Annotated in this window: 29 protein-coding genes; 21 read left to right on the top strand and 8 right to left on the bottom strand. The window is 55.7% G+C overall.

What is annotated here, in order from left to right; genetic code table 11:
- The 6 genes from Q334_RS19555 to Q334_RS0116150 all read left to right on the top strand — a co-directional run.
- Positions 1–346: energy transducer TonB (locus tag Q334_RS19555; RefSeq protein ID WP_162157441.1), on the top strand; the 346-nt coding region annotated here is incomplete at its 5' end.
- Positions 347–364: 18 nt separating this feature from the next.
- Positions 365–1,582, top strand: coding sequence for a multidrug effflux MFS transporter (locus Q334_RS0116170; RefSeq protein ID WP_035461857.1), 1,218 nt, complete (start codon positions 365–367; stop codon positions 1,580–1,582).
- 292 nt (positions 1,583–1,874) lie between these two features.
- Complete coding sequence (locus Q334_RS0116160) at positions 1,875–2,681, top strand: hypothetical protein (RefSeq protein WP_027314117.1); 807 nt, start codon at positions 1,875–1,877, stop codon at positions 2,679–2,681.
- A gap of 152 nt (positions 2,682–2,833) precedes the next feature.
- Positions 2,834–3,589, top strand: a complete 756-nt coding sequence (locus Q334_RS0116155) for a hypothetical protein (protein ID WP_027314116.1) — start codon at positions 2,834–2,836, stop codon at positions 3,587–3,589.
- A 100-nt stretch (positions 3,590–3,689) separates the two neighbouring features.
- Entirely contained in the window at positions 3,690–4,157 is a 468-nt protein-coding gene (locus Q334_RS20370; RefSeq protein ID WP_211249567.1) for a GNAT family N-acetyltransferase, read from the top strand.
- Positions 4,158–4,492: 335 nt separating this feature from the next.
- Positions 4,493–4,831: a hypothetical protein gene (locus Q334_RS0116150; protein ID WP_027314115.1), complete on the top strand. Its 339-nt coding sequence runs from the start codon at positions 4,493–4,495 to the stop codon at positions 4,829–4,831.
- Between the two features lie 186 nt (positions 4,832–5,017).
- On the opposite strand, the gene mmuM is transcribed toward Q334_RS0116150, so the two are convergent.
- Both mmuM and Q334_RS19550 read right to left on the bottom strand, forming a co-directional pair.
- Positions 5,018–5,965 (bottom strand): homocysteine S-methyltransferase, encoded by a 948-nt coding sequence (gene mmuM, locus Q334_RS0116145; RefSeq protein ID WP_035461856.1) that lies wholly within the window; start codon positions 5,963–5,965, stop codon positions 5,018–5,020.
- A gap of 82 nt (positions 5,966–6,047) precedes the next feature.
- Positions 6,048–6,743: an SDR family NAD(P)-dependent oxidoreductase gene (locus tag Q334_RS19550; protein WP_051527886.1), complete on the bottom strand. Its 696-nt coding sequence runs from the start codon at positions 6,741–6,743 to the stop codon at positions 6,048–6,050.
- Between the two features lie 564 nt (positions 6,744–7,307).
- Between Q334_RS19550 and pqqA the strand changes: the two genes are divergently transcribed.
- The 11 genes from pqqA to Q334_RS0116090 all read left to right on the top strand — a co-directional run bounded on the left by pqqA (position 7,308) and on the right by Q334_RS0116090 (position 18,230).
- A complete protein-coding gene (pqqA, locus tag Q334_RS20365; protein WP_081414514.1) occupies positions 7,308–7,379 on the top strand; it encodes a pyrroloquinoline quinone precursor peptide PqqA in 72 nt (23 codons plus the stop codon).
- A 73-nt stretch (positions 7,380–7,452) separates the two neighbouring features.
- Positions 7,453–8,373 (top strand): pyrroloquinoline quinone biosynthesis protein PqqB, encoded by a 921-nt coding sequence (pqqB, locus tag Q334_RS0116135; RefSeq protein WP_027314113.1) that lies wholly within the window; start codon positions 7,453–7,455, stop codon positions 8,371–8,373.
- A 9-nt stretch (positions 8,374–8,382) separates the two neighbouring features.
- Positions 8,383–9,147, top strand: a complete 765-nt coding sequence (gene pqqC, locus Q334_RS0116130; RefSeq protein ID WP_027314112.1) for a pyrroloquinoline-quinone synthase PqqC — start codon at positions 8,383–8,385, stop codon at positions 9,145–9,147.
- A complete protein-coding gene (gene pqqD / locus Q334_RS0116125; RefSeq protein WP_027314111.1) occupies positions 9,144–9,428 on the top strand; it encodes a pyrroloquinoline quinone biosynthesis peptide chaperone PqqD in 285 nt (94 codons plus the stop codon). Before pqqC ends, pqqD begins: the two co-directional genes overlap by 4 nt.
- Positions 9,429–9,442: 14 nt before the next feature.
- The gene (gene pqqE, locus Q334_RS0116120) at positions 9,443–10,603 is read left to right on the top strand and encodes a pyrroloquinoline quinone biosynthesis protein PqqE (RefSeq protein WP_027314110.1); all 1,161 of its coding nucleotides are present in this window, start codon (positions 9,443–9,445) and stop codon (positions 10,601–10,603) included.
- A gap of 109 nt (positions 10,604–10,712) precedes the next feature.
- Entirely contained in the window at positions 10,713–11,099 is a 387-nt protein-coding gene (locus tag Q334_RS19545) for a VanZ family protein (protein ID WP_051527885.1), read from the top strand.
- 153 nt (positions 11,100–11,252) lie between these two features.
- Positions 11,253–12,413 (top strand): alcohol dehydrogenase-like regulatory protein ErcA, encoded by a 1,161-nt coding sequence (ercA, locus tag Q334_RS0116110; RefSeq protein WP_027314109.1) that lies wholly within the window; start codon positions 11,253–11,255, stop codon positions 12,411–12,413.
- Complete coding sequence (locus Q334_RS0116105) at positions 12,397–14,088, top strand: ATP-binding response regulator (RefSeq protein WP_027314108.1); 1,692 nt, start codon at positions 12,397–12,399, stop codon at positions 14,086–14,088. The genes ercA and Q334_RS0116105 overlap by 17 nt, the downstream gene beginning before the upstream one ends.
- A gap of 60 nt (positions 14,089–14,148) precedes the next feature.
- Complete coding sequence (locus tag Q334_RS19540; protein ID WP_035461855.1) at positions 14,149–14,346, top strand: hypothetical protein; 198 nt, start codon at positions 14,149–14,151, stop codon at positions 14,344–14,346.
- A 169-nt stretch (positions 14,347–14,515) separates the two neighbouring features.
- Positions 14,516–15,664 carry a nitric oxide-sensing protein NosP gene (nosP, locus tag Q334_RS0116095; protein WP_027314107.1) on the top strand — a complete coding sequence of 383 codons (1,149 nt, stop codon included), beginning with the start codon at positions 14,516–14,518 and terminating at the stop codon, positions 15,662–15,664.
- A gap of 1 nt (position 15,665) precedes the next feature.
- Positions 15,666–18,230, top strand: coding sequence for a hybrid sensor histidine kinase/response regulator (locus Q334_RS0116090; protein WP_027314106.1), 2,565 nt, complete (start codon positions 15,666–15,668; stop codon positions 18,228–18,230).
- Here the strand turns inward: Q334_RS0116090 and Q334_RS0116085 are convergent.
- The 6 genes from Q334_RS0116085 to Q334_RS0116060 form a co-directional block, all read right to left on the bottom strand.
- Entirely contained in the window at positions 18,227–18,895 is a 669-nt protein-coding gene (locus tag Q334_RS0116085) for a response regulator (protein ID WP_027314105.1), read from the bottom strand. The genes Q334_RS0116090 and Q334_RS0116085 overlap by 4 nt on opposite strands.
- An 85-nt stretch (positions 18,896–18,980) precedes the next feature.
- Positions 18,981–19,604 (bottom strand): rhodanese-like domain-containing protein, encoded by a 624-nt coding sequence (locus Q334_RS0116080; protein ID WP_081414493.1) that lies wholly within the window; start codon positions 19,602–19,604, stop codon positions 18,981–18,983.
- A 126-nt stretch (positions 19,605–19,730) separates the two neighbouring features.
- Positions 19,731–20,561 (bottom strand): ABC transporter permease, encoded by an 831-nt coding sequence (locus Q334_RS0116075; protein ID WP_081414492.1) that lies wholly within the window; start codon positions 20,559–20,561, stop codon positions 19,731–19,733.
- On the bottom strand, positions 20,561–21,292 hold the full coding sequence (locus tag Q334_RS19535; protein ID WP_051527884.1) for an ABC transporter ATP-binding protein: 732 nt from the start codon (positions 21,290–21,292) through the stop codon (positions 20,561–20,563). The genes Q334_RS0116075 and Q334_RS19535 overlap by 1 nt, the downstream gene beginning before the upstream one ends.
- Positions 21,293–21,318: 26 nt before the next feature.
- A complete protein-coding gene (locus tag Q334_RS0116065; protein WP_027314102.1) occupies positions 21,319–22,293 on the bottom strand; it encodes a YVTN family beta-propeller repeat protein in 975 nt (324 codons plus the stop codon).
- 24 nt (positions 22,294–22,317) lie between these two features.
- Entirely contained in the window at positions 22,318–23,622 is a 1,305-nt protein-coding gene (locus tag Q334_RS0116060) for an ABC transporter substrate-binding protein (protein ID WP_245593703.1), read from the bottom strand.
- Between the two features lie 194 nt (positions 23,623–23,816).
- On the opposite strand from Q334_RS0116060, the gene Q334_RS0116055 reads away from it, so the two are divergent.
- From Q334_RS0116055 to Q334_RS0116040, 4 genes are all read left to right on the top strand, one after another.
- Complete coding sequence (locus tag Q334_RS0116055; RefSeq protein WP_027314100.1) at positions 23,817–24,260, top strand: cupredoxin domain-containing protein; 444 nt, start codon at positions 23,817–23,819, stop codon at positions 24,258–24,260.
- Between the two features lie 162 nt (positions 24,261–24,422).
- Positions 24,423–24,869: a cytochrome c-550 PedF gene (pedF, locus tag Q334_RS0116050; protein ID WP_035461854.1), complete on the top strand. Its 447-nt coding sequence runs from the start codon at positions 24,423–24,425 to the stop codon at positions 24,867–24,869.
- Positions 24,859–25,788 (top strand): substrate-binding periplasmic protein, encoded by a 930-nt coding sequence (locus Q334_RS0116045; RefSeq protein ID WP_035461853.1) that lies wholly within the window; start codon positions 24,859–24,861, stop codon positions 25,786–25,788. The genes pedF and Q334_RS0116045 overlap by 11 nt, the downstream gene beginning before the upstream one ends.
- A gap of 82 nt (positions 25,789–25,870) precedes the next feature.
- On the top strand, positions 25,871–26,656 hold the full coding sequence (locus Q334_RS0116040; protein WP_051527883.1) for a quinoprotein dehydrogenase-associated SoxYZ-like carrier: 786 nt from the start codon (positions 25,871–25,873) through the stop codon (positions 26,654–26,656).
- The last annotated feature ends 1 nt before the right edge of the window (position 26,657 follow it).

The raw sequence follows: 26,657 nt of genomic DNA, 5'->3' as shown, positions 1-26,657 counted from the left end.
GGCTCAGGCTCAGGCTCAGGCTCAGGCTCAGGCTCAACAGTCAGCCTCCGCCAACCGTCGTGCCTCGTCTATCCTGCAGGCACCACGTTATGTATTGGGCTCAGCCGCTAATCCGCATCCCCCCTATCCAGAGCGCGCCCGTCGCCAGGGCTGGCAAGGGCAAGTGGTGTTGGAGGTATGGGTCAATAGCAACGGCGAGGTAGTGGATATTGCCGTGCAACAAAGTAGCGGCTACGCCTTGCTTGATCGCAGTGCCCTCTCTACCCTGAAGCGCTGGCAATTCAAACCCAGTGGCCTGGCACGCCAACACCTGCCGATTCGTATTGAGTTTCGCCTGGATCAGTAACCTGAAGGATTAGCACAGATGACCAGCCCCTCCCCCCGTCCGGCACTGAGCACACGGGAGTTTATTGCCCTCTTTGCCCTGATGATGTCACTCACCGCCATGAGTATCGACGCCATCCTGCCGGCGCTGCCTGCCATTGCCACCGACCTGGCCATCCGTGATGCCAACTCCGTACAGCTAACCATCTCCATGCTGATTTTCGGCATGGCCTTTGGCGAAATCCTGTTTGGCCCCCTGTCCGATGCCATTGGCCGCAAGAAAGCGATTTACCTGGGTATCGCCATCTACTGTTTGGGCTCCTTACTGGCCATCTTTGCCCACTCATTGGAGATGCTTTTGCTTGGCCGAGTGGTGCAGGGGTTAGGAGTCTCTGGCCCCAAAATCGCTTCCCGGGCACTGATTCGGGATCAATTCAGCGGCAATGCCATGGCCCGCATCACCTCCTTTATCATGGTGGTATTTATTCTGACGCCGATGCTGGCCCCCGCCATCGGTCAGGCTATCCTCTGGATCGGCAGCTGGCGCAGCATCTTCCTGGCATTTTTATTGATGGCTCTCGTCGCCTGCCTGTGGATGGGCATACGCCAGCCCGAAACCCTGGCCAAAGAACGCCGGATACCGCTCTCCCCAGCCAAACTGCTGGAATCCAGCAAACTGATCCTCTGCCATGCCCGAGTCATGGCCTACACCCTGACCGCCGGGGTGGTGTTTGGCACCCTGCTCACCTTTATTGCCACCAGTCAGGCCATGTTTGCTGACCTTTATCAGATAGAGGCGGAATTCCCCCTCTACTTTGCCCTGCTTGCCTTTGGTGCAGGCCTGGCTGCCCTAACCAATGGCCGCCTGGTGATGCGCCTGGGCATGCAACGCCTCACCCTCTGCGCGCTGGGCGGCATGCTGCTGATGGGCAGCCTCTACCTGCTGATCTGCTGGCTGTATCAAGGCCGCCCGCCCCTGCTGTTCTTTATGCTGTGCAGCTTTGTGCTGTTCTTCTGCCACGGCATGGTGTTTGGCAATATCAATGCGTTGGGTATGCAATACCTGGGACGAGTCGCGGGGATTGGCTCCTCCATCATGTCATCCCTTTCCAGCCTAGTAGCGGTGGCCTACAGCATTCCCTTTGGCCGCCTGTACCAAGCCAGCGCATACCATATCCCCCTCAGTTATATGCTGGGCGGATTGCTGGGCCTGCTGCTGGTATTAGGGGTGCGGCAACGCCATGAAAATGCGGTGTAGGGCTGCTTATATATTGGCTGCCCCTCATACATAAGTCTGATTATTTTTACTGGCGAACAGACTGAATTTGATTAAAAATCAGATTGTTATGCCATTTAATCAGGAAGATACTGAGCAAGGAGAAGCAGATATGTATGCATGCGCATTTTCAAGCAAGAAAACCAGTTACAATTCAAAGATTATTCTTTATTTATCAAGCACTTAATAAAAATTCGTACGACTTATATCGTGCAGAAAAACGCGCATGCGCAGTATTAAAATGTTAGCCAAAGATAAGATGAAATGAAATATTATGAAAGTATTGACTGATAAAAACATAAAGGCATTTCTCGAAGAAGCGCCGCTATATGTTTGGTATGAGTTCAAGGCTCCAGTTTCAACCAGGTCTAGTTTGTGGATCAATGCAATAGATTCCTTTTGCGAAATATGTAAAACAATTAGACCATTCCATAACATGCGAAGTAGAGGTGGTGGTGCTGGCATGGTAGCTAAGGCGCTTTCTACAGGCGAGTCTTATTTTAAATTTACCTGTGTATCATGCCAAAAACAACACCATGAATATTTGGTTGAGCAGGTGGCAAATGAAGAGACTATTAAGTTTCAAAAATATGGGCAATTACCAAGAAAGCATTTAGAGCGTGACAAGGTTTTACAAAAATTCTTCTCGGAAGATTCTGAAAACTATGAAAAAGCCGTTGTTTGCCTATCTCATGGGTACGGCATTGGAGCTTTTGTATATCTACGAAGAATTATAGAAAATAATATATACAAACTATTAGACTTGGTTTTGGAGGATGCAACTAGTTCAGAGCCAAATGAAGCAATAATTGCTTCATTATCAGACCTTCGAACCGAATCGCCTATGAGTGAAAAAATCAAGGTTGCGAATAATGCTTTACCTTCATATTTAAAACCTGACGGCCTTAATCCTTTGGGAAGGTTGTACCAAGTTTTAAGTGAAGGAGTACATAACTTGTCTGATGAGGAGTGTTTGCGTAGAGCAAACATTGTGAAAGAGTGCCTTAAGTATCTAGTTAGTGAGCTTTCGTCAAGAAAAGAAAATAGAGCAAAATTCAAAAGCATGATCGGTGAATTATGAAATGGCTAACAAGGCGTTCCAGCATCGTTACGGCTTCGCCTTCACTGGACAGTTTGTAAGTTGCGCTTTTGTGGCTTTGCTTCGCAAAAGTATTTCACAACGTACAACTTACAAACTGCCGCTGAACTTAACGTTAGATTTTAGGGATACTCATGGAAGGTAAAGTTAAAAAAACTATTAAAAGCGCCTCTCAAACGCTAACTTTACTCAGCAAAGTTCGGTGCGTTAAGAGCTACTCACTCTCACCTGAATATAAACCTAAAAGGTTGCATTCTTGGCCCTCTCAATTTGAAAGTGATGATGAAGTTATATCGCTTCTCAAGTCTAATGGGGTTTCATTTGAAAACCATCACAGGGTCAAGTCACATCCCGTTGAATACAGTTTATATAAAAGCTTAAATGTTATTGATATTGACGAGATTTCTGATATTCGTGTGGCTCGAACGCAGTTGAACATCTTTCAGATTATTTCTGAGGGCGAAAATATAAAAAAAATAACTGCAATATGTGACACATCAAAGCATCCAGAGCGCACAATCCCTGTATCAATGTCAGATATTAATGGTTTGAATGAGTTTTCAAAATATAGAGACTCAATGCTTTTGATTGAACGTGAAAATTCCAAGTATGACATTAAATTACCAGCATTTGCCTATCGATCTGCACTAGAAGGGATTGCTGGAATTGAAGGGCATTCAATATTTCATGAAGATAGAAGCAATTTCATTGGTGACAATGTTGATAAAAAAGGTCGAAGCAAAAGATTTATCGTGCACGAAGGCAATAAAGATCACCTAATAAAAGTCTTAACAAAAACAATGGAGTCTATTGATAAACTAGTTGGTGATTATAGCTGGGTAGAGATTTTGAAAAAAGACGGCAAAATGTATTACAGTAAGAAAATCTAACAAAGCGTTGAAAATCATTCGCTTTGCTCACTGGGACCTCAAAAGCTACGCTTTTTCGGCCCTTTAACCGCGGCGTTATGTGCTATAGAAGGAAATTCACATGGAAGTGGTAGAAGCAAGCCCAAGCTTAGCTCCAATATTAGCTAGTTATGCGAAGGAGTGTTTTGAGTCAGGCATCCCTAAATATTCTGGTGTTGCAGAAGATCCAAAAGCTTATTTATCTGGGCTGGTTAAACGCTCTAAGGCTGTAACAGAATTACCAAATGGACTCTTACCAAGCACAACTTATTACTGTGCATCTAACTCTGAAATCTTAGGTGCTATTCGAATTCGAAAAGGCACTAATACTAATGTAGAAAATGTCATTGGGCATATCGGGTATGAAACCAGACCCTCTGCGCGTGGTAAAGGTGTTGCGTCATTTCTGTTAGCTTGGGTTCGTGACCATATTGTAATCGACCAGTTATTGTTACTTGTTCGACTAATAATCCAGCCTCACAGAAGGATATTGAAAATTGCGGTGGTGTTTATCTTGGTAACTACACCGATGAAAGTGAGAGCACAGTAAAACGCTACCGTTTAGCACGTACATAACGAAGCATTTAAGCGTGATACTTTTGCTATACGTAACTTGTGCGTATAAGTTGCTTATATTGTTTACTACGTTCGTGGGGAAAAACCACAAACACCATCGCATAGGCTCCTTCTTACCACCTGTGTTTTGTCTCTTAGCAGGGAGTTATGCACTGAAAGAAATTTGCTTAACGCCCTACTGCGCAAGCAGGGCTGATATCTGCTATCGTTGCCTCGGCCGTCTATGTTTCGCATTTATTATTTGAGTTCAGGAAACCATTGGACAAAAATTTAGAGTAAAAGCACACACACCCTATCGAGAATAAAAAAATGAAAGATTCACTGCCTTTACCAGAAAGCAAAAAGCTAACCGTCACTTATCGTGTAGAGCCAGGAAGCCTCGGCCCACTGGGTAAGAACTTGATCGATGAGTTTTGTGCGTTTGCCCAAAACAATGTCGAATCACTCGATGCTGATTACATCATCTGGAGCATTATTCCGAGAAACGATAAAACGCTACCAGAAATTCAATACAACCTGCTCGGCAAGAGGATAAGCCATGAGCAAGCCGATCAATACTTGAGCATTTTTGGTAAAAGCCTCGATGAATTCGAGGATCATTTAGATGATAGGCTGACGAATTTAATCGATGAGTTTTCAGAAAAATAAACCACTGTTACCCATCAGCTAACAAGGCGTTCGTTTCCCTCACTGGGACGTCCGCAAGCGATGCTTCCGGCCGCCCCTTAACCTATTTTCAGGTACGTGCTACACCAGCAGTGGCAGAGTAGCGCCGCTTTAACTTTGGGGCGCAGTGTTTAAGAAAGTGGAAGCCATTACCACACAGCCGCCCCGCTAGCCTGGGCTCATTTTTGCCAACGCTGCAATATCCGCCGGGCCAGTGCGACAACAGCCACCAATCAACTGCGCTCCTAGCTGCTGCCATTGCTCGGCCTGCTGAGCGAAGCTGAGTGTGTCCCCCTGACCATGCCAGCATTTTTGCTGAGGGTCATAGTGCTCACCGGAGTTGGGGTACACCAACAGGGCTTTACTGGTGTGCCCTGCCACGCTTTGCAGCAAAGAGGGGATAAACTCCGGTGCGCTGCAGTTAATCCCTACCGCAATAATTTGCGGATAAGGCTCCAGCGTTTGTACAGCATCGCGCAATAACTGCCCTTCACAGGTATGCAGACCATCGCGGCAGCTAAAGCTGATCCAGGCCTCTGCGGTGGCAAATTCTCGGGCCAGTAATTTGGCCAACGCCAGCGCCTCGCTGAGGCTGGGTAGAGTTTCACAGGCCAGTAGATCCGCCCCTGCGGCCAACAGTGCCTGAATACGCGGACGATGAAAGTCCATCAGGGTGGCCTCATCCACCCCATATTGCCCCCGATACTCAGAGCCGTCCGCCAGCATGGCACCATAGGGGCCAACTGAGCCCGCCACCAAGGGCCGGGGGCGCTGCGCCTGTTCGCTGGCATTGAGGCTTTGCCAATAACGCTGGCGGGCCTGATCAAGCAACTTCACCGAGAGCTTAATCAGCTCCAACGCCTGCTCGGCGCTATAACCACGAGTTACAAAGCCGGCAATGCTAGCCTGATAACTAGCGCTAATGCCAATATCGGCACCCGCGGCAAAATAGTCGTAGTGAACGGCCTCAATCAGCTCCGGCTGCTCCAATAACACCTTGGCCGACCACAGGGGGTCGTTGAGGTGGCAACCACGCGCCTCCAACTCGGTGGCCAGGGCACCATCGACAAGCAGGCGTTGGTGGCGGGCCAGTAATTCAGGCAAATGAATCGACATATCACAGCATCCTTGAAGCCAAACAGAATGAGGCTCGTATCCTTCGGTTATCTAACTCTGAGCCATCTAATATAAATCGCTATTACCAAGGCAATATCCCATTTTCTACACAAATATAGTCACGGCTATTAAATTGTTGCTTTCTCAGCAGCTCTACAATTCTTGCTGCTGATTCATCAGCTGACATACAGGCATCATGGGATGCCATCTTGGTTAATAATCGCCCTGGATGAACTGCGATTACCTTTATCCCCCATTCATCCAAATCATCTGCCAAACATAGCGTTAGCATATTCTGCGCTGCTTTACTAATACGATATGAGTAGGAACAGCCAGAACCCTTTGCGGCCATTTCCGACTGCAGTTTTAGTGAGCCACGACGAGAGCTAATATTAATCACCACCCCCGCCCTGGAACACTGCAGGGCTGATAAACACCCCTTAACTGTAGACAATACAGCAACGCAATTGGTCTCGAATTCTTTATGTAAATGCTCTGCTGTGGTTTCTGCCAAGGTTGGGGCTTTACTGCCAGAACCTGCATTATTAATTACTACATCCAGCGTAACTGACGTTAACCATTCCTTTAGCTTTGACTCATAAAAGTCATCCCTCAGATCACACTGTAAAACATTAGCACCAGGAAAAGCATGTGATAGTTCTAATTGGGCAGCCTCAGAGCGAACCACCAAGTACAAGCCATAACCTTCCTTATGAAAAGCATGAGCCAAAGCCAAACCTAGTCCACGATTAGCCCCTGTGATTAGTACATTACTCATGACACTCCCTTGCTTTTACTTTAGACAAACAGTTCTAGCGCTAACTAAAACCGTATTAATAACATCAAAAAAGAGCAAATCCTTTAATAACGCATAAGATAATTATTTGATATATCTGTAATACACATTACCCCAGGAGCATCTAACACTGATGCGTCCTAATATAAACCGTTATGACCAGAGCAACATCCCATTTCCGACCCCAGCCATATGTGCAGCCATTACATAGGTCGGATAAGCCACAGCGTGGCGCCATCCGACATCCCGCACCTTGTTGCCCGCACCTTGTTGGAAGGCGCCTACGGCTTTCCAACCTACACCAGACCCACACCGCCATTACGTAGGTCGGATAAGCCACAACGTGGCGCCATCCAACATCCCGCACCTTGTTGCAAGGCGCCTGCGGCTTTTCCAACCGACAACCAACAACCCACCCAAAACCTCCACCCCCCTACCAAATCAGCGCCTTTTTCGTTCCAAAGTACCATTCATGCCGGCTCCCTCCCCTGCCTATCATCCTCAAGGTGCAATCCGGCACCACAACAACAAAATGAGGATAGCCAAATGTGGATCACTCCTGCTTACACTGACCTGCGCATCGGTTTCGAAGTCACCATGTACTTCTCTAACCGCTAATCGCGCCTTGGCGGTGCTGGCCCATCACAACTAGCGCCGCCTTGGATTCCTCTCCCCCTACCGGGAGTCGAGTATGCATATTCAGGTTTTAGGTTCCGCCGCCGGTGGTGGTTTCCCACAGTGGAACTGTAACTGCCATAACTGTGCCGGAGTGCGCCAGGGCAGTATCCAAGCTCGCCCCCGCAGCCAGTCCTCCATCGCGATCAGTACCAATGGCGAAGACTGGTTACTCTTTAACGCCTCCCCGGATATTCGCAGCCAGATTGAAGCCTTTCCCCCGTTGCAACCCAGCAAGGGCCTGCGCGGCAGCGGCATCAAGGCCGTGGTGCTAATGGACTCCCAGCTGGATCACAGCACCGGCCTGCTGTTTTTACGTGAGGGTTGTCCGCTGCCAGTCTGGTGTACCGAAATGGTCAAGCAGGATCTCAGCAGTGGTTTTCCGGTCTTCCCCATTCTGGAAGCCTGGAACGGTGGCCTGAGCTGGCATCCGATTACCATTGGCAGCGAATTACAGCCTTTTCATATCCCCGAGTTCCCGCTACTGCGCCTCACCGCCATTCCGTTGCGCTCCAGCGCACCACCCTATTCACCCCACCGCCACGATCCCCATCGGGGCGACAATATTGGTCTCTTTATTGAGGACATCGCCAGCGGTGGCAGCCTGCTGTATGCGCCAGGCCTGGGGGAGATCAGTGCGGAGTTACGGCCCTGGTTCGGGCAGGCGGACTGTGTCCTGGTGGATGGCACCCTCTGGCAGGAAGATGAGCTGATTGTCAGCGGTGTGGGCGACAAGCTGGGCACCGCCATGGGCCACCTGCCCCAGTCTGGCCCCAACGGCATGCTGGCCTTTCTCGATACCCTGGAGAAGCCGCGCAAGGTGCTGATTCATATCAACAACACCAATCCCATTTTGAACGAGCAGTCGCCCGAGCGCGCCATCCTGGCTGAACACCAGGTGGAGGTCGCCTATGACGGCATGCAGATTCTGTTGTAGGAGTTGCCCATGAGCTGTTCCGCCGCCCACCAGCCCCTGAGCCGTGATGATTTTGCCGCCGCCCTGCAAGCCAAGGGGGCGTTCTACCATATTCACCACCCCTTCCATGTGGCCATGTATGAGGGTCGCGCCACCCCTGAGCAGCTGCGTGGCTGGGTGGCCAACCGCTTTTATTACCAGATTATGATTCCGGTGAAGGATGCCGCCATCCTCGCCAATTGCCCGGATCGGGATACCCGCCGCCACTGGGTGCAGCGCATTCTCGATCACGATGGTTATGCCGACGCAGAAGGCGGCATTGAGGCCTGGCTACGCCTGGGGGAGGCGGTGGGACTCTCGCGGGAGGAGATTCTCTCCCAGCAGCATGTGTTGCCGGGAGTGCGTTTTGCCGTGGATGCTTACGTCAACTTTGCCCGCCGCGCCAACTGGCAGGAGGCGGCCAGCTCCTCTCTGACCGAGCTGTTTGCCCCCCACATTCACCAGTCACGCCTGGATAGCTGGCCTAGTCATTACCCCTGGATCAAGGCGGAAGGCTACCAGTATTTCCGTAATCGCCTGACCGAAGCCCGCCGGGATGTGCAGCATGGCCTGCAGATCACCCTGGATCACTATGTCACCCGCGAGCAGCAGGAGCGCATGCTGGAAATCCTGCAGTTCAAGCTGGATGTGTTGTGGAGCATGCTCGATGCCATGACCCTGGCCTATGAGCTGGAGCGCCCGCCCTATCACAACCTGACCCGCGAGCAGGTCTACCACAAGGGGTTATTCCGATGAATGCCGAACTCTATCAGGTGCCCCAGCTGAATAGCCTGTTCCGCCTGCAATGGGAGCCCGCTCAGCAGGCCCACGTGCTGCTCTATCCCGAGGGCATGGTCAAGCTCAACGCCTCCGCCGGTGCCATCCTGGCCCTGGTGGATGGCCAAGCCTGCCTGGCGGAGATTATCGCCCTGTTGCAGCACCAGTTCCCCGAGGCGAATGGCCTGAGTGAGGACGTGCTGCATTTTATCCAGATCGCCCAGCAGCAAAACTGGCTGCGTCTGCAAGCCCCCAGTTAAGCCCGGAGCCAAGCATGAGTGGAGCCTGCAACCTGCCCGCCTCGCCCCCTGCCAGCCACGGTCAGCCGTTCTGGCTACTGGCGGAGCTCACCTATCGCTGCCCGTTACAGTGCCCGTACTGTTCCAACCCGGTGGACTTTGCCCGCTATCAGGAAGAGCTCAGCACTGCACAATGGCTGGATGTGTTTGCGCAGGGTCGGGCCCTGGGGGCGGTGCAACTGGGCTTTTCCGGCGGTGAGCCACTGGTGCGCCAGGATTTGCTCGAACTGATCAGCGGTGCCCGCCAACTGGGCTATTACAGCAATCTGATCACCTCCGGGGTGGGGCTGACCGAGGGCAAGGTCGCCGCCTTTCGTCAGGCTGGGCTGGATCATATTCAGGTCAGCTTCCAGGCTGCTGATGCCGAGGTCAACGCCATGCTGGCCGGCTCCAGCAAAGCCTTTGCCCATAAGCTGGCGATGGCCCGCGAGGTCAAAGCCAACGGCTACCCGATGGTGCTCAACTTTGTCACCCATCGCCATAACATTGACCAGATCGAACGCATTATTGAGCTTTGTATTGAACTGCAGGCGGACTACGTGGAGCTGGCCACCTGCCAGTACTATGGCTGGGGCCTGAGCAACCGCGATCAACTGCTGCCGAGTCGGGCCCAGCTTGAGCGGGCCGAGCGCATCACCAATGACTACCGCGCCAAGCTGGCGGCGGCGGGTCATCCGCTGAAGCTGATTTTTGTTACTCCCGACTATTACGAACAACGCCCCAAAGCCTGCATGAATGGCTGGGGGCAGATTTTCCTCACCATCGCCCCCGATGGCACTGCCCTGCCCTGCCATAGCGCGCGCATGCTGCCCCTGGAGTTTCCTAATGTGCAGGAACACAGCCTGGAACAGATCTGGCAGCACTCCAGCGGCTTTAACGCCTTTCGCGGTTATGACTGGATGCAGGAACCCTGCCGCAGCTGCAGTGAGAAGGAGCAGGATTTTGGCGGCTGCCGCTGCCAGGCTTTTATGCTGACCGGTGATGCCCGTCAGGCCGATCCGGTCTGCAGCAAATCCCCCCAGCATCATCTGATCAAGGAGGCCATCGCCCAAGCCGCCAGTTGTCAGGATGACTCCCCCACTTTCACCTACCGCAACCTGGCCAACTCGCGCCTGATTTGCCGCTCAAGCGACTAGCAGTACTGGCTCTGGCCGCGACTAGCCTGCTAGACTGACGCCCTGTTTAGCCGCCCCGGCCTGGGTCTCCGCTGCCCCTGGTTCGCTTGGGCCAGATTGAGAGTTCAAGGTGCTATCCCCGCTACGCTGGCTGCTATTTATCGGTTGTTGCGCCCTGTTGGCCTATGGTTTGTTTCGTCCTGAGGCGCCCCCCTGGCTGTTCCGCCATTCCGATAAGCTATTCCACCTGCTTGCCCTGGCTGGCCTCGCTATCAGTGGTCGCCTCGCCATGCCACGCCTACCGGGCTGGTTGTTTTGGGGGGGGCTCTTGCTGCTCGCACCTGGGCTGGAGTATCTGCAACATATCATCCAGCCCCGGCGCAAATTCAGCGAGTGGGATGCACTGGCTAACCTGGCCGGCGTATTACTGGCCTGGATTCCGCTAGTGTTACTCCCGGCCTTGCTAAAGGCCTGGCGCCAGTATCGGCAAACCCGGCGCCACCGCATCAACCTCTAAATACCCTTCCCGCTCCGGCGGCTCCGCCTTAAGTTGTACGCCGCTATAGCCTAAAGGTCAGTTGTCGCCCTCTACGACTTCTGCCTAAGATGGCAGCCCAGGAGCCCAATAATAACAACGACAAAGCGCCCAACGCTTTGCAGGCCAAGCCCCATGAGTGATATCAGTCGACTGCGTAAGTTTGTCTCACCCGAGATCATCTTTGGCCTAGGTGCCCGTAAGATGGTCGCCAACTATGCCCGCACCTTTGCTGTGCGCAAGATTCTGCTGGTCTCAGACCCTGGCGTGGTCGCCGCAGGCTGGGTCGCTGACATTGCCGCCCTGCTGGATCAGGAGGGCATCGACTTTGTCACCTTCACCGAGGTATCCGCCAACCCCCGCGCCCAGGAGGTCATGCAAGGGGCGGAACTGTATCGCCAGCAGGGTTGTAACCTGATTGTGGCGATTGGCGGGGGCAGCCCGATGGATTGCGCCAAGGGCATTGGCATTATCAGCGCCAATGGCCAACATATTCTCGAATACGAGGGGATAGACCGCATTCATAGTCCCATCCCGCCGCTCATTTTTATTCCGACCACCGCTGGCACCTCGGCGGATGTCTCCCAGTTCGCCATCATTAATGATGAAAGTGAACGGGTGAAAATTTCGATTATCAGCAAGGCGCTGGTGCCCGACGTGGCGCTGATCGATCCAGAAACCAGCGCCACCATGGACCCCTTCCTCAGTGCCTGCACCGGGGTGGACGCCCTGGTACATGCCATCGAAGCCTTTGTCTCCACTGCCGCTGGCCCCCTGACCGATATGCACGCGCTGGAGGCCATCCGCCTGATCAATACCCACCTGGTGGCGATGGTAGCCAACCCGCTCGACTTGCACCTGCGCGAGCAGATGATGCTGGCCTCCCTCAAGGCCGGATTGGCTTTTTCCAATGCCATCCTCGGCGCTGTGCATGCCATGTCCCACAGTTTGGGTGGCTTCCTCGATCTGCCCCACGGCCTCTGCAATGCCATGCTGATTGAGCATGTGGTGGCCTATAACTATCCGGCGGCGGAAGAACGCTTCCGCGTGGTCGCCAGCCAGATGGGCTTGGATGTGCGGGGTCTGAATGGACGCCAAGTGAAGCAAAAACTGCTCGGGCGGATTATCGAACTCAAGCAACAGGTCGGCTTACAGCAATCCCTTGGCCAGCTGGGGGTTAAAGCCACCGATATTCCTATTCTGTCGCGCAAGGCGGTCAAAGACCCCTGCCTGCTCACCAACCCGCGCAAGTCCAGCCAGCGCGATGTGGAAAGCGTCTATGCCGAGGCACTCTGACCAGGATCAACCGCTGCGACTGGAGGATCTGATCGGCCTGGGCAGTTCCTCCGCCCGCAAGAGCCACTACGCCGAGCTGGAAACCAAGCTGGCGGAGCTGGAGGCCGAACGCAACCGCTATAAATGGCTGTTTGAAAACGCTCTGCATGGCATCTTCCAGGCCGAGCTGGATGGCCCACTGCGCACCGCCAACCCTGCCCTGGCGGGTATTTGTGGCTACTTTGACAGCCGTCAGCTATTGGAACAGCTGCCGGATCTGGCCAGCCTGTTTGCCGACCGCTCAAGCTACCTGCGTCTGCGCCAGCAACTGCTCAGCCAGGGCCGCCTCTATCGTTTTGAAACCCAGCTGCTGCGCCCCGATGGCGAACACATTTATGTTTCCCTCAATGCCCTGTTAAAGCAGGAGGGCGATACCCCACTGGTGGAAGCCTTTGTGCAGGACATCAGCGAGCGGGTGCGCGCCCAGCAGGCCCAGGAGCAACTGAATGAAGAGCTGGAGGCACGGGTGCGCAGCCGCACCCAGGAGCTCACCCGTCTCAACCAGCAACTGCATCAGGCCAAGGTCGAAGCGGAACAGGCCAACCTCAGTAAAGACAAGTATCTGGCCGCCGCCAGCCATGATCTGCTGCAACCCCTGAATGCAGCCCGCCTGCTGGTCGCCGCACTTGGCGAGCGGGCACTGCCGGAGGCCGAGGCCGAGTTGGTCGAACATGTGCAACTGGCGTTGGATGGCGCAGAAGAGCTGCTGGCCGATCTGCTGGAGATTTCCAAGCTGGATCAGAATGCCGTACAACCGCAGTGGGAGGAGTGTGATCTGCACACCCTGCTCTGTGGCCTGGAGCAGGAATTTCAGCCACTGGCACGACAGGAAGGATTGGCGCTGAAGGTGCGCCCACGGCAAGGGCAACTGCGCTCCGACCCGCACCTGCTGCGTCGTATTCTGCGCAACTTTATCAGCAATGCCCTGCGCTATACCCAACACGGGCGCATCCTGATCAGCGCCCGTCGGCGGGGAGCTTACTGGCAACTACAGGTGTGGGACACCGGCGCCGGCATTCCTAACCACCAGCTCAGTGAAATTTTTCAGGAGTTTCGCCAACTGCCGCAGCATCAGCGCAATGCCAAGAGCAAAGGGGTGGGACTGGGCTTAGCCATCGTCGAGCGGATGGCCAGGGTACTGGGCCACCCGGTGGAGGTGCGCTCACGCCAGGGCCGGGGCTCGGTATTTAGTATCAGGGTGCCACTCCTTGCCACTACCCCCGCCTCCCCCCCCAACCCACATAAAAGCAGTCACCAGCCTGGGCAATTACCCGCCGCCCATATTCTGGTGGTGGATAACGATGAAGCCATCTTGCTCAGCATGGCCACCCTGTTGGGACAATGGGGCTGTCAGGTCAGCCTGGCCACGAATCTTGAGCAAGCACTGCATATCAGCAAGCGTCAGCCCCCCGCCCTGTTACTGGTGGATTACCACCTCGATCACGGCCAAACCGGCCTGCAGGTGCTGGATGCACTGCGTCGCCAGCAGCCAGATTTACCCGCCGTGATCATCAGCGCCGATCGCAGCGATAGCAACCGCCAACACTGGCGTGAACGCCAACTGCCAGTGCTACCCAAGCCGGTCAAGGCGGGTAAACTACGGGCGGTGATTAGTCATTTATTAAGCTTAGGCTAGTCACCTGCCTAGGCTCTGCTACGCTTTCAACTCAATACTATTACCCCTTGGATACGATGGATGGCAGACCAACCACATCAGCGAACCAAGCCCAGCCGGGAAGTGCTGATTCGCTCAGTTGCGAGTTCTACAGCAATTGAAAGCGGCGAAGATATTGCGGCTATTGAACAACGATTAAAGTCAGGCAAACGTCAGTTTCCTCATATCGGCCTTGCCCAACCTCCCACCAAAGCCCAAGCCGAACCAGCACCGAAGTAGTATGTCGGTGGCGGCCCTGGCCTCCTTACAATCACTAGGCACCTTATTACTGTCTACCGGTTTGGCTTGTTCGGTATAGGCAGCACCTGCGCTTTTGAGTGATGCCAAAAGCGCAGGGGTGTTTTTCTCCTGGCAACGGCGCCAGGAAGTCTGCCGAGGAGGAGTCCAGGTGACCCAGGCGTATATTGCCGCCGCCAGTTCTGCGACCGATGCGAGCCAGGCCGCCCATGAGTTACGCCAGCAGCTCGACCATGCCGATCTCGGCTTTGTGCTGTTTTTTTGCTCAGCGGCCTATGATCTCGCCAGTTTAGAGCAAGCGCTCAACCAGGCCTTTGCCGGGCTACCCCTGGCGGGCTGTACCACCGCCGGGGAGATTACCAGCCAGGGCTATAGCCAGGGTTGTATCAGCGCCCTCGGTTTTTTGCGCCCACACTTTGCCATCGCCGCCACCCTGATCGACAACCTGCAGGACTTCAGCCTGCTTAAGGCACAGCAGCGGGTAGATCGCTTGATTGCCGATTGTCGCGCCCATCAGGTTGCCCCCATTCAGGGCCATAGCTTTGCCATGACCCTGCTCGATGGCCTTTCCAGTAATGAGGAACTGACCCTGGTGGCGCTCAATGCTGCCCTGGGCAGTATTCCCCACTTTGGCGGTTCCGCCGGGGATGATGTGCACCTCAGCCATACCCATGTGTTCTATCAAGGCCGCTTTCACTGCCAGGCCGCCATTGTGATGTTGGTGAACACCCCTTACCCCTTCGAGGTGTTCAGCCTGCACCACCTGCAACAGCCGGGGGAGAAGATGGTGGTGACCGCCGCCCTGCCGGAACAGCGGCGGGTGTTGGAACTTAACGCCGAGCCCGCCGCCCTTGAATACGCCCGCCTGCTGAACTTGCCATTAGCCGCCCTGACACCAGCGGTTTTTGCCCTGCATCCGCTGGCGATCCGTCTGGGGGAGGATTACTACGTGCGCTCGATCCAGAGCGTCAATGCTGACCTCAGCCTGACCTTCTATTGTGCGATTGATACCGGTCTGGTGCTCACCCGCATGCAGCCTACTGCCATTTTGCAGCAACTGGAGCAACGTCTGCTCAGCCTGCAGCGTCAGCTGGGGCCACCACAGTTAGTGATTGGCTGTGACTGTTTTTTACGCCGCCTGGAAATCGAGCAACGCCAATTGGAGCCACAGGGATCAGCGCTATTACGCCAGCATCGGGTGATTGGCTTTAACACCTATGGCGAGCATGTGCAGGGCATGCACATCAATCAAACCTTCACCGGGGTCGCCATTGGTCACCCCCGCCCCCAGGTGAACTAGCATGAGTGCAGCCGAGCTACGTCAGCGTCTGGCGCAATTGGAGCAGGAGAACACCAAGCTCAAGCGCATCAATGCCGCGCTAATCAGCCGGGTCGAAGCCGGGGTCGGTCAAGACCCCAGTGCCTTTGCCGCCTTTTCCCATGCCGTCACCCTGGCGGAGCAGGTGCGTGAACGCACCGATGCCCTCAATACCGCCCTGGCGGAGTTAAAAATCAGCCATCAGGCGCTGCAGGAGGCCAAACACCAGGCGGAAACCTCGCACCAGCACCTGCTCGAAGCCATCGACAGCATCTCCGATGCCTTTGTGCTCTTTGATGCCCAGGGACGGATTCGCCTGTTCAATCGTCACTTTGCCGCCTTCTGGCAACACAGTGGCCACCCGATTCAAATCGGCAGTCACTTAAACGACATGCAGCAGGCCGCCAGCAGCCTGCAACTGATTCAGGAATCAGCGTTGCTGGATGGCTGTCAGGTCTACCATCTGCGTGACGGCCGTTGGCTGCAAATGCGCGAAAAGCCCACCCGCGATGGTGGCAAGGTGGTGCTCTATACCGATATTTCCGCCCTCAAGGCACGGGAAAACGCCCGCCGCGAACTGGCGCTGGCCGAGCAGGCCCATAAGCTGCAGCTCACCCTCGACAACCTCTCCCAGGGGGTGGCACTGATCAATCCCCAGGGTTTGCTGGAACTGGCTAATCAACACTTTTTGCGCCTGGGGGAGCTACCACCACTGCAGGCGGGGGAGTCCTTCCTCGCTCTGATGCATGAACAGGCCGAGTACGCCGCTCTGCTGCAACTGGCACTGGCCACTGGCCGCGCCCAGGAATATCCCCAGGCCCAGGGACGGATGCTGGAGTTACAGGTACACCCCCTGCCGGATCAGAGCCTGGTGGTCACCCATACCGACATTACCGAGCGCCATCAGCACAGCCAGACCCTCAAGCGTAACGAAGCCTGGATTCGTCTGATTACCGATAATGTTCCCGCCCTGATCGCCTATGTCGGCGCCGATCTGCGCTATCGCTTTACCAACAAGGTCTATGACGAGTGGTATGGCCGCCCCCGTGGCAGCCTCTATGGTCAAGCCATTGAGCAGGTTCACCCCCAGGCGCAGATGCGTCAGCTGCTGCCCTTTATTGAGCAGGCGCTGCGTGGACGCGCAGTCACCTTTGAGATTGATGAAGGCCGGGGCGAGCAACTGCGCCATATGCGCAAGTCCTATGTGCCCAATCGCAACAGCCAGGGCCAGGTGGATGGCTTCTTCGTGATGATCCAGGACATCAGCAAACAAAGACGCACCGCGCTGGAGCTGCAACAAGCCTATAGTCACCTGGAGCAACGGGTGAAGGAACGCACCGCCGAGCTGACCACCCTCAACCAGCAACTCCGTCAGGAAATCCATGAGCGTGCCGAGGCGGAAGTCCGGCTACGCGATGCCACCCGCGCCGCCGAGCAGGCGAACCAGTCCAAGACCAAGTTTCTCGCCGCAGTCAGCCATGACCTGCTGCAACCCCTGAATGCGGCGCGCCTGTTTACCGGTGCCCTGGCGGAAAAAAACCTGGCCGAGGAGCTGCGTCCGCTGGTGCACTCCACCAGCAATGCCCTGGAGGATGTCGAGTCCCTGCTCGGCTCCCTGGTGGATATCTCCAAACTGGATGCCGGGGTGGTCAAAGCTGACATCACCCATTTTCATCTCAGTGAACTGCTGGATCACCTTGCCCACGAATACCAGCACCTGGCCCAGCAGCAAGGGCTACGCCTGCACTTTGTCCCCTGCTCCGCCATTGTCCGTACCGATTCCCAGCTATTAGCACGCATCCTGCGCAACCTGTTAAGCAACGCCCTGCGCTATACCCCGACGGGGCGGGTCTTACTTGGCTGCCGCCGCCTGCCTGACGCCATTCGTATTGAGGTATGGGATAGCGGCCTCGGTATTCCGGCCCACAAACTGCAGGACATTTTCCATGAATTTGAACGCCTGCAGCGGCCACAGAACGGTCAGGATAAAGGGCTGGGATTAGGCCTCGCCATCGTCGACAAGATCAGCAAAGTACTGGGGCACCGCATTAGTGTGCACTCGCAACTGGGTCGTGGCTCAACCTTTGCGGTCGAGGTACCTGTTGGCCAGCAGGCTGCCCTTAGCCCTCAGCAACACTTACCGCAACCCGATAACGAGCGCCTGAGCGGGGCACGGATATGGCTGGTGGACAATGATCAAACCATCTGCACCGCCATGCAGCAGTTACTCAGTGGTTGGGGGGTAGAACTCTGTTGGGGCCTGAGTGCTGCAGAACTGCTGGCGAAAGGACGGGGCCAGCAGCCACAGCTGTTGATTGCCGACTATCACCTCGACCATGGTGAACAGGGACTGGATGCCGTCAGCTTGATTCAGCAGCAGCTCGGCTGTGCCCTGCCGGTATTAATGATTACCGCCAACCACAGCCAGGAATTGAAAGAGCAGATTCGCACCCAGGGCTATCGTTTGCTGCACAAGCCGGTGAAGCCGCTCAAGCTCAAACTGAGCCTGATCCATCTCCTGGAGCAACCGGCCCCAGCATCCACCTAGCGGCGCAGGTACAGCGCAAAATCAATACTGCCGGTGGAGAGCACCGCCTGAATACGGTTATGTACATTGAGCTTGCGTAAAATCGCGGACACATGAGCCTTTACCGTGGTTTCGGCAATATTGAGATTGTAGGCAATCTGCTTGTTCGACTCCCCCTTCGACATCCGCTCCAGCACCAAGAGTTGGCGGCGGGTCAGGGTCTCCAGCAGCTCCGGCGGCAGTTGGTATTCCTCCTGCTGGCCATGACGGCGGCCTTCCCGCGCATTGGCACGGATAATATCCGATGGCAGATAGACATTGCCCTCGACAATCTGCTGCAGGGCTTCAGCCATTTTCTGGCGCGGGGAGGACTTGGTAATAAAGCCGATCGCACCGGAGGTAATCGCCTGTAGCACGACCTGCTTGCTCTCTTCCGCCGAGACAATCACCACCGGAATGGTCGGCACCGTATTACGCAAGCTGATCAGCCCCTGCAGGCCATTCATGCCCGGCATGTTCAAATCCAGCAGAATCAGATCCAGGTCTTCTTCTTGCTGGGTCAGCTCCAGGGTGGCCTCCAGGGTATCGGTGGTGTGAATCTCAGCGCCTGCAAAGCAGGACTCAATCACGCTCTGGATCGCCTCACGAAATAAGGGGTGATCATCCGCAATCAGGATTTTGTACATTCTCGGCTCCTCGGTCACGTCATGCGTGGCCCCTGTTTTATTGTTGTTTTCAACCAGCCGATTAGCCGACTGTGCTGCATTAGCCTTATTGTGCCTGAGTCTCCGGCTTGGCTTCAGGACGACCTTGGTCTAGCGGCAGGCCTGCCTGTTGCCAGGCATCCACGCCATCGCGGTACCAGTACAAGGGCGCAAAGCCCAACTCCGCCGCACGCTTAGCGGCATTCCAGGAGTGCCAGCAGTCGGAACGGCAATAGAACACCAGGGGTGCGCCCGGCTGCTGTGCCTGCCACTGCTGGAGATGCTGTTGTAAATAGGCCAGCCAATCGTCACTCAGCTGCCCCTTGCCAACATTGGGTAGCCAGTAGCTGCCCGGCAATTGCTGCACCGGTTGATCTTCGATAAAGCGGCCATGCTGATAACTCAGCGGGAGTACGTTAATCAACAGGCTATGGGGCTGCGCCAGCAACAGCTGTTGCAGGGCCTGGGTATCCAGTACCTGAGCCTGCTCATGTTGTAACGGGGTAGGACTGCGGTAATGTTCCAGGCGATAGCCCTGGGCAGAAAAGAGGGCCTGCTCCGCCCAGCTGGCAGAACAGGCCAAAGCTCCCCAAAGTAAAACCAGCAGTTGTCGGGTTACTTGGGTAAGCGCAAGGGTGCCAAGGCGAGGGTTAACGCCTTGCACCTTACCACCGAGGTTGAGTGACAACATAGAGCAAACTCCAGTGGAACAACAGTGCGATTCCTGCATTAGACCCCCGTCAGCCAGGATGCGCCATGCTACTTCGCCACGAAAAAAGCAGTACTAAAGTCGTAATTTTAGCGATGCACAGGCCAGTCAACGCCCCACTACTCGCAGCGGCTGAAAACTCCACAAGGCCAACCCACCAAGCAACAGTGCCAGACTCGCGGTGATCGCCAGTGCCTGCCACTGCCATTGCAGGTAGAGGGCAAAACGCACCGCCTCCACCGCATGGGTAAAGGGGTTAAGCTGGCACAGCCAATACAGCCACAACGAGGCTTCCTGCATTTTCCACAGGGGATAGAGTGCCGACGACAGGAAAAACATCGGGAAGATGACAAAGTTCATCACCCCGGCAAAGTTCTCCAGCTGCTTGATATGGCTGGCCATAAACAGCCCCAGCGCGGTCAGCAGCCAGGAGGCCAGCAATAGCACCGGTAAGGCCTGCAACCAACCCCACCAGGGCGGTTCAATGCCATAGAGCCAGGCCAGCAGCAAAAAGGTGTACACCTGCAGCAAGGACACCAGCGACACCGCCAGCATCTTTGCCAACAGCAAGAACCAGCGCGGCAAGGGGCTGATCAACAACAATTTCATGCTGCCCATCTCGCGGTCATACACCATCGACAGGCTACTCTGCATGGCATTAAACAGCAGAATCATGCAGCACAGACCCGGCACGATATACACCTCATAGGGGATGTAAGTGCTATAGGGCGGCATAATCGACACCCCCAGGGCGGCGCGAAAACCGGCAGCAAATACCAGCAGCCATAACAAAGGCCGTACCAGGGCGCTGAAGAAACGGCTTTTCTGATTGATAAAGCGCCACAGTTCACGCTGCACAATACCGCTCAAACAACGCTGATAATGCTGCCAGCGCCCAGGCCCGACCGTTTGGCGCAGGGTAGTGGACACAACCTCCATCAGCATTCTCCTGTTTGTGCCAGCCAGTGTTGTACCAGACTGGGTAAATCCGGCTGTTGCTGGCGCTGACAAATCTGCGCCACCTGCCCCTGCTCCAATAGCCGCCCCTGGTGTAACCAGAGCAACTGATCCTCGCTGCTGACTTCTTCCAGCAAATGGGTGGCCCAGAGCACACTGATGCCCCGCTCTGCACAGAGTTGATGCACATGCTGCAGCAGGCGTTGACGACTCTGCACATCCATTCCGGCACTGGCTTCATCCAGCAATAAGATGCTCGGCTGATGCAGCAGCGCCCGGGCAATCTCCAGACGACGCCGATGACCGCCATTAAGCTCCCGCACCCGCTCATGCAGGCGCGGCAGCATCTGCATCCGCTCCAGCTCCTGCTCAATCCGCCGTTGCCCCTCCGCACGGGATAGCCCCTGCAAGGCAGCGTGATAGCTGAGGTTTTGCTGCACGGTTAAATCCAGGTCCAGGGTGCTTTGCTGAAATACCACCCCCAACTGGCGCAGCACCTCGGCCTGGGTCTGGCGGCTGGCCTGCGGAAAATGAATCCGACCCTGCTGCAACGCCAACAAGCGAGTGAGCAAATTAAACAGGGTGGTTTTCCCTGCCCCATTGACGCCAAGCAGGGCATAGAAGCCACCGGACTGCAGGCTGAAACTGACCTCCTGCAGCACTCGTTTGCCACCATAGGCGAAGCTGAGCTGGCTGACTTCCAGGGTGGTCATGGGCACCTCCTCTTGGCCAGGCAGGCTCAGGGCTTCACCGCCAGCCCCCAGGGGTAGCGCCCCACCTTGATGCTATGGGTCACCTTCAGCTTATCGACATCGATGATCGACACATCGCCGCTGACACCATTGGTGGTCAATAACAGTTTTTCATCCGGACTAAAGGCCAGATGCCATACCCGGCGCCCCACCAGCAGGTAATCGAGCACTTCATAACTTTGCGCATCCACCACCGCCACGTGATTAGAGGGCCCCAGGGCAACAAAGGCATAGCGGCCATCACTGCTGAGCTTGATCCCCACCGGCTGTACCTTGTCTGGCGAGACGCCACGAATGGCAAAACTGATTTTTTTCAGCTCCTGGCGGCTATCCACATCCAGCACCGTGACGGTACCGCCGATTTCCGCCGAGGCCCACAACACCTTGGAATCCTGACTGAACTCCACATGGCGCGGGCGCTGATCCACCAGGGTGTTATCCACCAACTGATGGGTTTGGGTATCAATCCAGTGCAGCATATTGGTGGTTTCGCTGGTATTGACTGCCCACTTGCCATCGGGGCTGACGGCCATGCCTTCCGGCTCCACTCCCACCTCAATCTGCGCCTGCACACTGCGGTTGGTAACATCCACCACCGTCACCAGTGCATCATCTTCATTAGCGATATAGAGGTGGCGGTTATCCGGATGCAGGGCAAACTGCTCCGGGTCTTCACCGGAGGGCAGTTCGGCAATAATGCGGTGATCGGCCAAGTCCATGATCTGCACGGTGTCGGAGTCACTGGCGCAGATGTACAGGTACTTCATGTCCTTCGACAGGGTAATCCCACGTGGGCGCTTGCCCACCGGCAGGGTGTTGATCACCTCCAGGGTATTGAGGTCAATCAGGGAGAGGCTGTTGTCCTTCTCATTGGAAACATAGGCCACACTGGCCGCTGCCAGGCTGGAACAAAGCAGCAGCGGCACACTGAATAACGAGGTACGCAGGGCAGTTTTTATCATTATCAGGCTCCTGTAGGGGCAGACTCAGCCATTCGCCCCGCACTGTACTTCCGGCTGGTCAAAGCCCAGGGTATCGAGTTCGGTACGGGGATGAAGGAAACCCTCCTGCGGTGACTGACTCACCAACGCACGAGGATGGACAAGGGGAATAGGTTGGCGCAGCTGGCCACTCCAAGGGCGGAAATTGAGCTTACGCCCCTGAAAAGCCGCCAGTTCAAAGTGCTCGTCCACCAGCAGATTGCGGATAACGGCTGGCTGCAGCTGTTCGGGCTGTTTGAGCTTGAGCTGAATCACGGCCTCACTGAGGGCACGGGCCGCCACCCAGGCAGCATAATCCTGCTCCTGCATATCCCGACCGGCCAGCTTGATAAAGCGGTTTTGCAACTGGGCCGCGCCCCATTGCTCCACCACCCGATGCCAGCCCAGCGGCCGCAACCCTTGAGTGCCGGCCACCGGACGAGGCAACCAGGTGTTGTAGAGCACATACTCACCAAAGTCGCCGGACTCATCCGCCAACACCACCAGGTCGTACTCATCCGTCTGGGTAAAACGCACCAGCTCCGTCTGCGCACTGCGGCGCAAGTCGGTGTCGTAATCCCAGGTTTTCTCTGCCACCAGCTGCAGACCAAAGCGCTGCACGCTGCGTTTCAGGGCGGTAGCAAAGGCCACATCCTCTGGCCGACTGCCCTGAATCAACAACCATTTTTTCCAATTACGGCTCACCGCCCACTGGGCCAGGGCATCCGCCTTCATGGCATAGCTGGGCAGGGTGTGCAGCACCCCCGGCAGGCAAAGTTGGCTACGCAGGGCATCATCACTGCTACCGGCATTAAAGATCAGCACCTCAGGCCCCAAACGGGCCGATAGCTGCTGCAATGCTTGGGCGGGTAGACGGGTGATAAAAAAACGCTGGCCCTGCTGATAGAGGGCCTCGGCTTTTACCAAGAGCGGCTCCAGCTCGGTTTCCACCACAGTATGCAGGCGGTAATCCTGCTTGAGGAAACGACCGGTGCTGTTGTTATCGGCGATGCCCAGCTCCGCCCCCCTTGCGCCCAAATCCTCGGGTTCCGGCAGGATATTGGACAGCACCGGCGGACGCTCCGGCTGGTATTGCAGGTAGACCATCTCAATCAACAGCTTGTCAGATGCCGTCGCCTGCACCGCCAAGCTCTGGGTCTGCGCCGCCAAACTCTGGGGCACACCATTGACCGTGAGCCAGACACTGAGCAACACCACCGTCCAGCGCAACGCCAATAACATTGCCTTGACCAGGCGCCTGAGCAGACGCCATGCGTGCTGATGCAACGGGTAAATCAGGGAGGTCTCCATGCCATTGGCCCCAGATGATCATTCGAGGCCTTCAGCATAGGCAGCTGCGCGCCAGGACTAAATGGCAAGAAAGTAGCAATCAATTCGTCCCTAAGTAGGATGTTTCCACTGCGCCCGCTTTGCATGATGGAGTGGCATCGATCGACGCCGACTCACTTCAATAACTCACTTCAATAAAAAAGGAGCCACACCTCATGCGTCCCTTCCTTAGCCACGCTTTACTGACCAGCCTGCTCAGCTTGAGCCTGCTGCTCCCCGCCCTGCCCACCCAGGCCGCCGGTGACCTTTCCCTGCGCCCGGAAAAACTACCCGACCTGGTGCTGGGCACAGAAGACGATCACTTTTTCATGTCGCACAAACGCTATGAGCTGGAAACCGGCAAAGCCTACAAGCTGGCCATCATCTCCAGCGGACAGAGTGAATACGCCATGCAGGCACCGGAGTTTTTTGCCTCGATTTTCCTGCGCAAGGTGGAAGCCGGCGGCCTGGAGATCAAAGCCATCAGCCTGACCGAATTGGAGTTTGAGCAAGAGGGGGAAGCGGAGTTGTACTTTGTGCCGATTAAGCCCGGTGAATATGCCTTCTACGCCGAAGGGCTGGAAGCGAAAGGGATGACTGCTGTTTTCGTGGTGCAGTAACGCTTTTTACTACCAACGAAGGAGGGGGTTAGGCCGCAAAGTAGCATGTTGAGGCCAACGCCCCTGGGCCAAGATAAGGCTGAACCCGCTAACCCGGCCTGATTTTTTGTCAGCGATCACCGTCCCCTATTAACGCTTCCACATAAACAACAGGTATCCGCCATGCGTCATAACAATAAGCCTTTAGGCACCCTGAACCTGACTTTAGCGAGCTTGCTGAGCCTTTCCACCGCTATGGCCTTCGCCCACGGCGATGTCACCCCCCAGGCGGTCGATACCGCTGGCCTGACCCAACTGGGGGAAGAATGGGTGGATGAAAACCCCTACCGCGCCCCCTACGAAAACCAGGAACTGGCGATCAAGATTGGTGATTCTGCCTACAACCAGAACTGTGCCCGCTGCCATGGCCTGGAGGCCATCTCCGGCGGTATCGCCCCTGATCTGCGTAACCTGGAGCCGGGGATTGATGGGGATGAGTGGTTCAAGTATCGGGTGATTAACGGCGCCGTCCGCGATGGCGCCGTCTATATGCCAAGAATGGCGGATTACCTGAGCCAGGAAGCCCTCTGGGCGATTCGTACCTACATTGAGTCCCGCCGTGAAAACTAAGGCGGCATACCTGCTCCGCAGCCTGGGGTGGGGTTGGCTTAGCCTGCTGCTAAGCGGCCTCAGCCCGGGGCTAATGGCGCGGGAGTATGATCATGTTATCGCCAGTGGCCATATTTACATCGGCCTCTACCGCGACTTTCCGCCCTATTCCTTTGTTGATGAGCAGGGCCAGCCCCGCGGGGTGGATGTCGAGATTGGTCAACACATTGCTGCCGGTCTGGGGGTCGAGTTTCGTCCCCACTGGATCACCCCGGATGAGAATCTGGAGGATGACCTGCGCAATCACGTCTGGAAAGGGCATTACCTGGATAAGGACGAAGCCAACCCCCTCGCCGCCAAACACCTGGCCGACGTGATGCTGCGGGTGCCCTACGACCGGGAATTCTCCTACATGCGCGACTCCACCGGTGAGCTGATTAATGAGCAGGTGGTGATGTTTGCCCCTTACCAGCGTGAGCGCTGGCAACTGGCCTATGACCGTCGCCAACTCAGCGAAGTCAGCACCCTGGCACTGTTCCAATACCACCCTATCGGCGTGGAGATCGACTCCCTGCCAGCTTTTTACCTGACCTCGGCCCTGCAAGGGCGGCTGCGTGACCAAGCCCGCCATTATCCCAATGTCGGCCAGGCTTTTCAGGCCATGCAGGCACAGCAGGTGGCGGCGGTAATGGGGATGGGGGCCGAAATCGATTGGCAACTGCGACAAGCCAACAACCCTGACTTTGCTGCCGGCAGTAATGCCTTCCCGCTGATTGGCAAACAAAAGTGGGATATCGGCATGGCGGTCAAACACACCTATCGCCAACTGGGTTACGCGGTGGAGGCGATTGTCGAGCAGATGATTCTGTCCGGCGAAATGGCTGCCCTGTTCCAGCGTTACGGCCTGCACTACGAGCTTCCGCCCATGTATAGCAACTGAACGTATAGCCACTGAACGTATAGCCACTGAACGTATAGCAACTAAATGCCCAGCAACTCACTCAACCAGCGGGGAGAGAAGGATGGCCCACTCACCTAGCCGCATGCTCCGGCGTGCACTGTCTTGGCTTACCCTGAGCCTCTACTGTCCCTGGTTGTTGGCCTCCCCGCCGGACCCACTCAATTCGGTGATGTGGGACTTTACCCGCAAGGCCTTTCTCGGTGCCGAGGCCCCTTATGAGTTCAGCGAGGCGATTCAGCTCAGCACCGCCCCCTTTGCCGAAAATGCCACCCAGGTGCCGATCAGTATCGACGCCAGTCAATTCGCTAAAAAAATCATCAAGATGCAGGTCTGGGCGGAACTTAATCCACTGCAGCACATTCTCACTTACGAGCCGCTGCTGCCGATGCCTTTGCAACTGTCTGTGCGCATCAAGGTGCAACAGAGCACCCCGGTGCGGGCGGCCATTCTCGCCGATGATGGCCGCTGGTATGTCGGCAGTACCCGCATTGATGCCCACGGCGGTGGCTGCACGGCCCCGCGCCCGGCCGCCGCCAGCCAGCTCTGGCAAACCCAGTTGGGGCAGATTCAGGCGCGGCTATTCCCCCTGGCAGAGGGGCCACGGCTTAAATTGCGGGTAATTCATCCGATGGATACCGGTCTGGTGAACAACATTCCGGAGTTTTATTTACAAAGCCTGGAGATCAGTGACCAGCAGGGGCCCCTGGCACGCCTGCAGCTGAATGCCTCCATCAGCCCTGATCCGGTTTTCACCCTGTCTTTGCCAAACCGCACCCGCGCGGTGCAACTGGCGCTGCGGGATAACAATGGCAATGAGTTCCACTACCCCCCACAGGGAGGTAACTAAG

The organism is Balneatrix alpica DSM 16621, from assembly GCF_000619885.1.
Classification (GTDB): domain Bacteria; phylum Pseudomonadota; class Gammaproteobacteria; order Pseudomonadales; family Balneatricaceae; genus Balneatrix; species Balneatrix alpica.
The sequence above is the reverse complement of the archived record's forward strand: the minus strand, read 5'-3'. Positions and strand labels throughout refer to the sequence as shown.

Excerpts from the sequence above, each read along its gene's own strand:
- Q334_RS0116170 (WP_035461857.1), top strand. The coding sequence starts at position 365 with ATGACCAGCCCCTCCCCCCGTCCGGCACTGAGCACACGGGAGTTTATT.
- Q334_RS0116150 (WP_027314115.1), top strand. The coding sequence starts at position 4,493 with ATGAAAGATTCACTGCCTTTACCAGAAAGCAAAAAGCTAACCGTCACT.
- pqqB (WP_027314113.1), top strand. The coding sequence starts at position 7,453 with ATGCATATTCAGGTTTTAGGTTCCGCCGCCGGTGGTGGTTTCCCACAG.
- pedF (WP_035461854.1), top strand. The coding sequence starts at position 24,423 with ATGCGTCATAACAATAAGCCTTTAGGCACCCTGAACCTGACTTTAGCG.
- Q334_RS0116065 (WP_027314102.1), bottom strand. The coding sequence starts at position 22,293 with ATGATAAAAACTGCCCTGCGTACCTCGTTATTCAGTGTGCCGCTGCTG.
- Q334_RS0116080 (WP_081414493.1), bottom strand. The coding sequence starts at position 19,604 with ATGTTGTCACTCAACCTCGGTGGTAAGGTGCAAGGCGTTAACCCTCGC.
- pqqD (WP_027314111.1), top strand. The coding sequence starts at position 9,144 with ATGAATGCCGAACTCTATCAGGTGCCCCAGCTGAATAGCCTGTTCCGC.
- Q334_RS0116075 (WP_081414492.1), bottom strand. The coding sequence starts at position 20,561 with ATGGAGGTTGTGTCCACTACCCTGCGCCAAACGGTCGGGCCTGGGCGC.
- Q334_RS19550 (WP_051527886.1), bottom strand. The coding sequence starts at position 6,743 with ATGAGTAATGTACTAATCACAGGGGCTAATCGTGGACTAGGTTTGGCT.
- ercA (WP_027314109.1), top strand. The coding sequence starts at position 11,253 with ATGAGTGATATCAGTCGACTGCGTAAGTTTGTCTCACCCGAGATCATC.
- pqqE (WP_027314110.1), top strand. The coding sequence starts at position 9,443 with ATGAGTGGAGCCTGCAACCTGCCCGCCTCGCCCCCTGCCAGCCACGGT.
- Q334_RS19535 (WP_051527884.1), bottom strand. The coding sequence starts at position 21,292 with ATGACCACCCTGGAAGTCAGCCAGCTCAGCTTCGCCTATGGTGGCAAA.
- Q334_RS0116060 (WP_245593703.1), bottom strand. The coding sequence starts at position 23,622 with ATGGAGACCTCCCTGATTTACCCGTTGCATCAGCACGCATGGCGTCTG.
- Q334_RS0116105 (WP_027314108.1), top strand. The coding sequence starts at position 12,397 with ATGCCGAGGCACTCTGACCAGGATCAACCGCTGCGACTGGAGGATCTG.
- mmuM (WP_035461856.1), bottom strand. The coding sequence starts at position 5,965 with ATGTCGATTCATTTGCCTGAATTACTGGCCCGCCACCAACGCCTGCTT.
- pqqC (WP_027314112.1), top strand. The coding sequence starts at position 8,383 with ATGAGCTGTTCCGCCGCCCACCAGCCCCTGAGCCGTGATGATTTTGCC.
- Q334_RS0116090 (WP_027314106.1), top strand. The coding sequence starts at position 15,666 with ATGAGTGCAGCCGAGCTACGTCAGCGTCTGGCGCAATTGGAGCAGGAG.
- Q334_RS0116160 (WP_027314117.1), top strand. The coding sequence starts at position 1,875 with ATGAAAGTATTGACTGATAAAAACATAAAGGCATTTCTCGAAGAAGCG.
- Q334_RS0116155 (WP_027314116.1), top strand. The coding sequence starts at position 2,834 with ATGGAAGGTAAAGTTAAAAAAACTATTAAAAGCGCCTCTCAAACGCTA.
- Q334_RS0116040 (WP_051527883.1), top strand. The coding sequence starts at position 25,871 with ATGGCCCACTCACCTAGCCGCATGCTCCGGCGTGCACTGTCTTGGCTT.
- Q334_RS0116085 (WP_027314105.1), bottom strand. The coding sequence starts at position 18,895 with ATGTACAAAATCCTGATTGCGGATGATCACCCCTTATTTCGTGAGGCG.
- Q334_RS20370 (WP_211249567.1), top strand. The coding sequence starts at position 3,690 with ATGGAAGTGGTAGAAGCAAGCCCAAGCTTAGCTCCAATATTAGCTAGT.
- Q334_RS19540 (WP_035461855.1), top strand. The coding sequence starts at position 14,149 with ATGGCAGACCAACCACATCAGCGAACCAAGCCCAGCCGGGAAGTGCTG.
- Q334_RS0116055 (WP_027314100.1), top strand. The coding sequence starts at position 23,817 with ATGCGTCCCTTCCTTAGCCACGCTTTACTGACCAGCCTGCTCAGCTTG.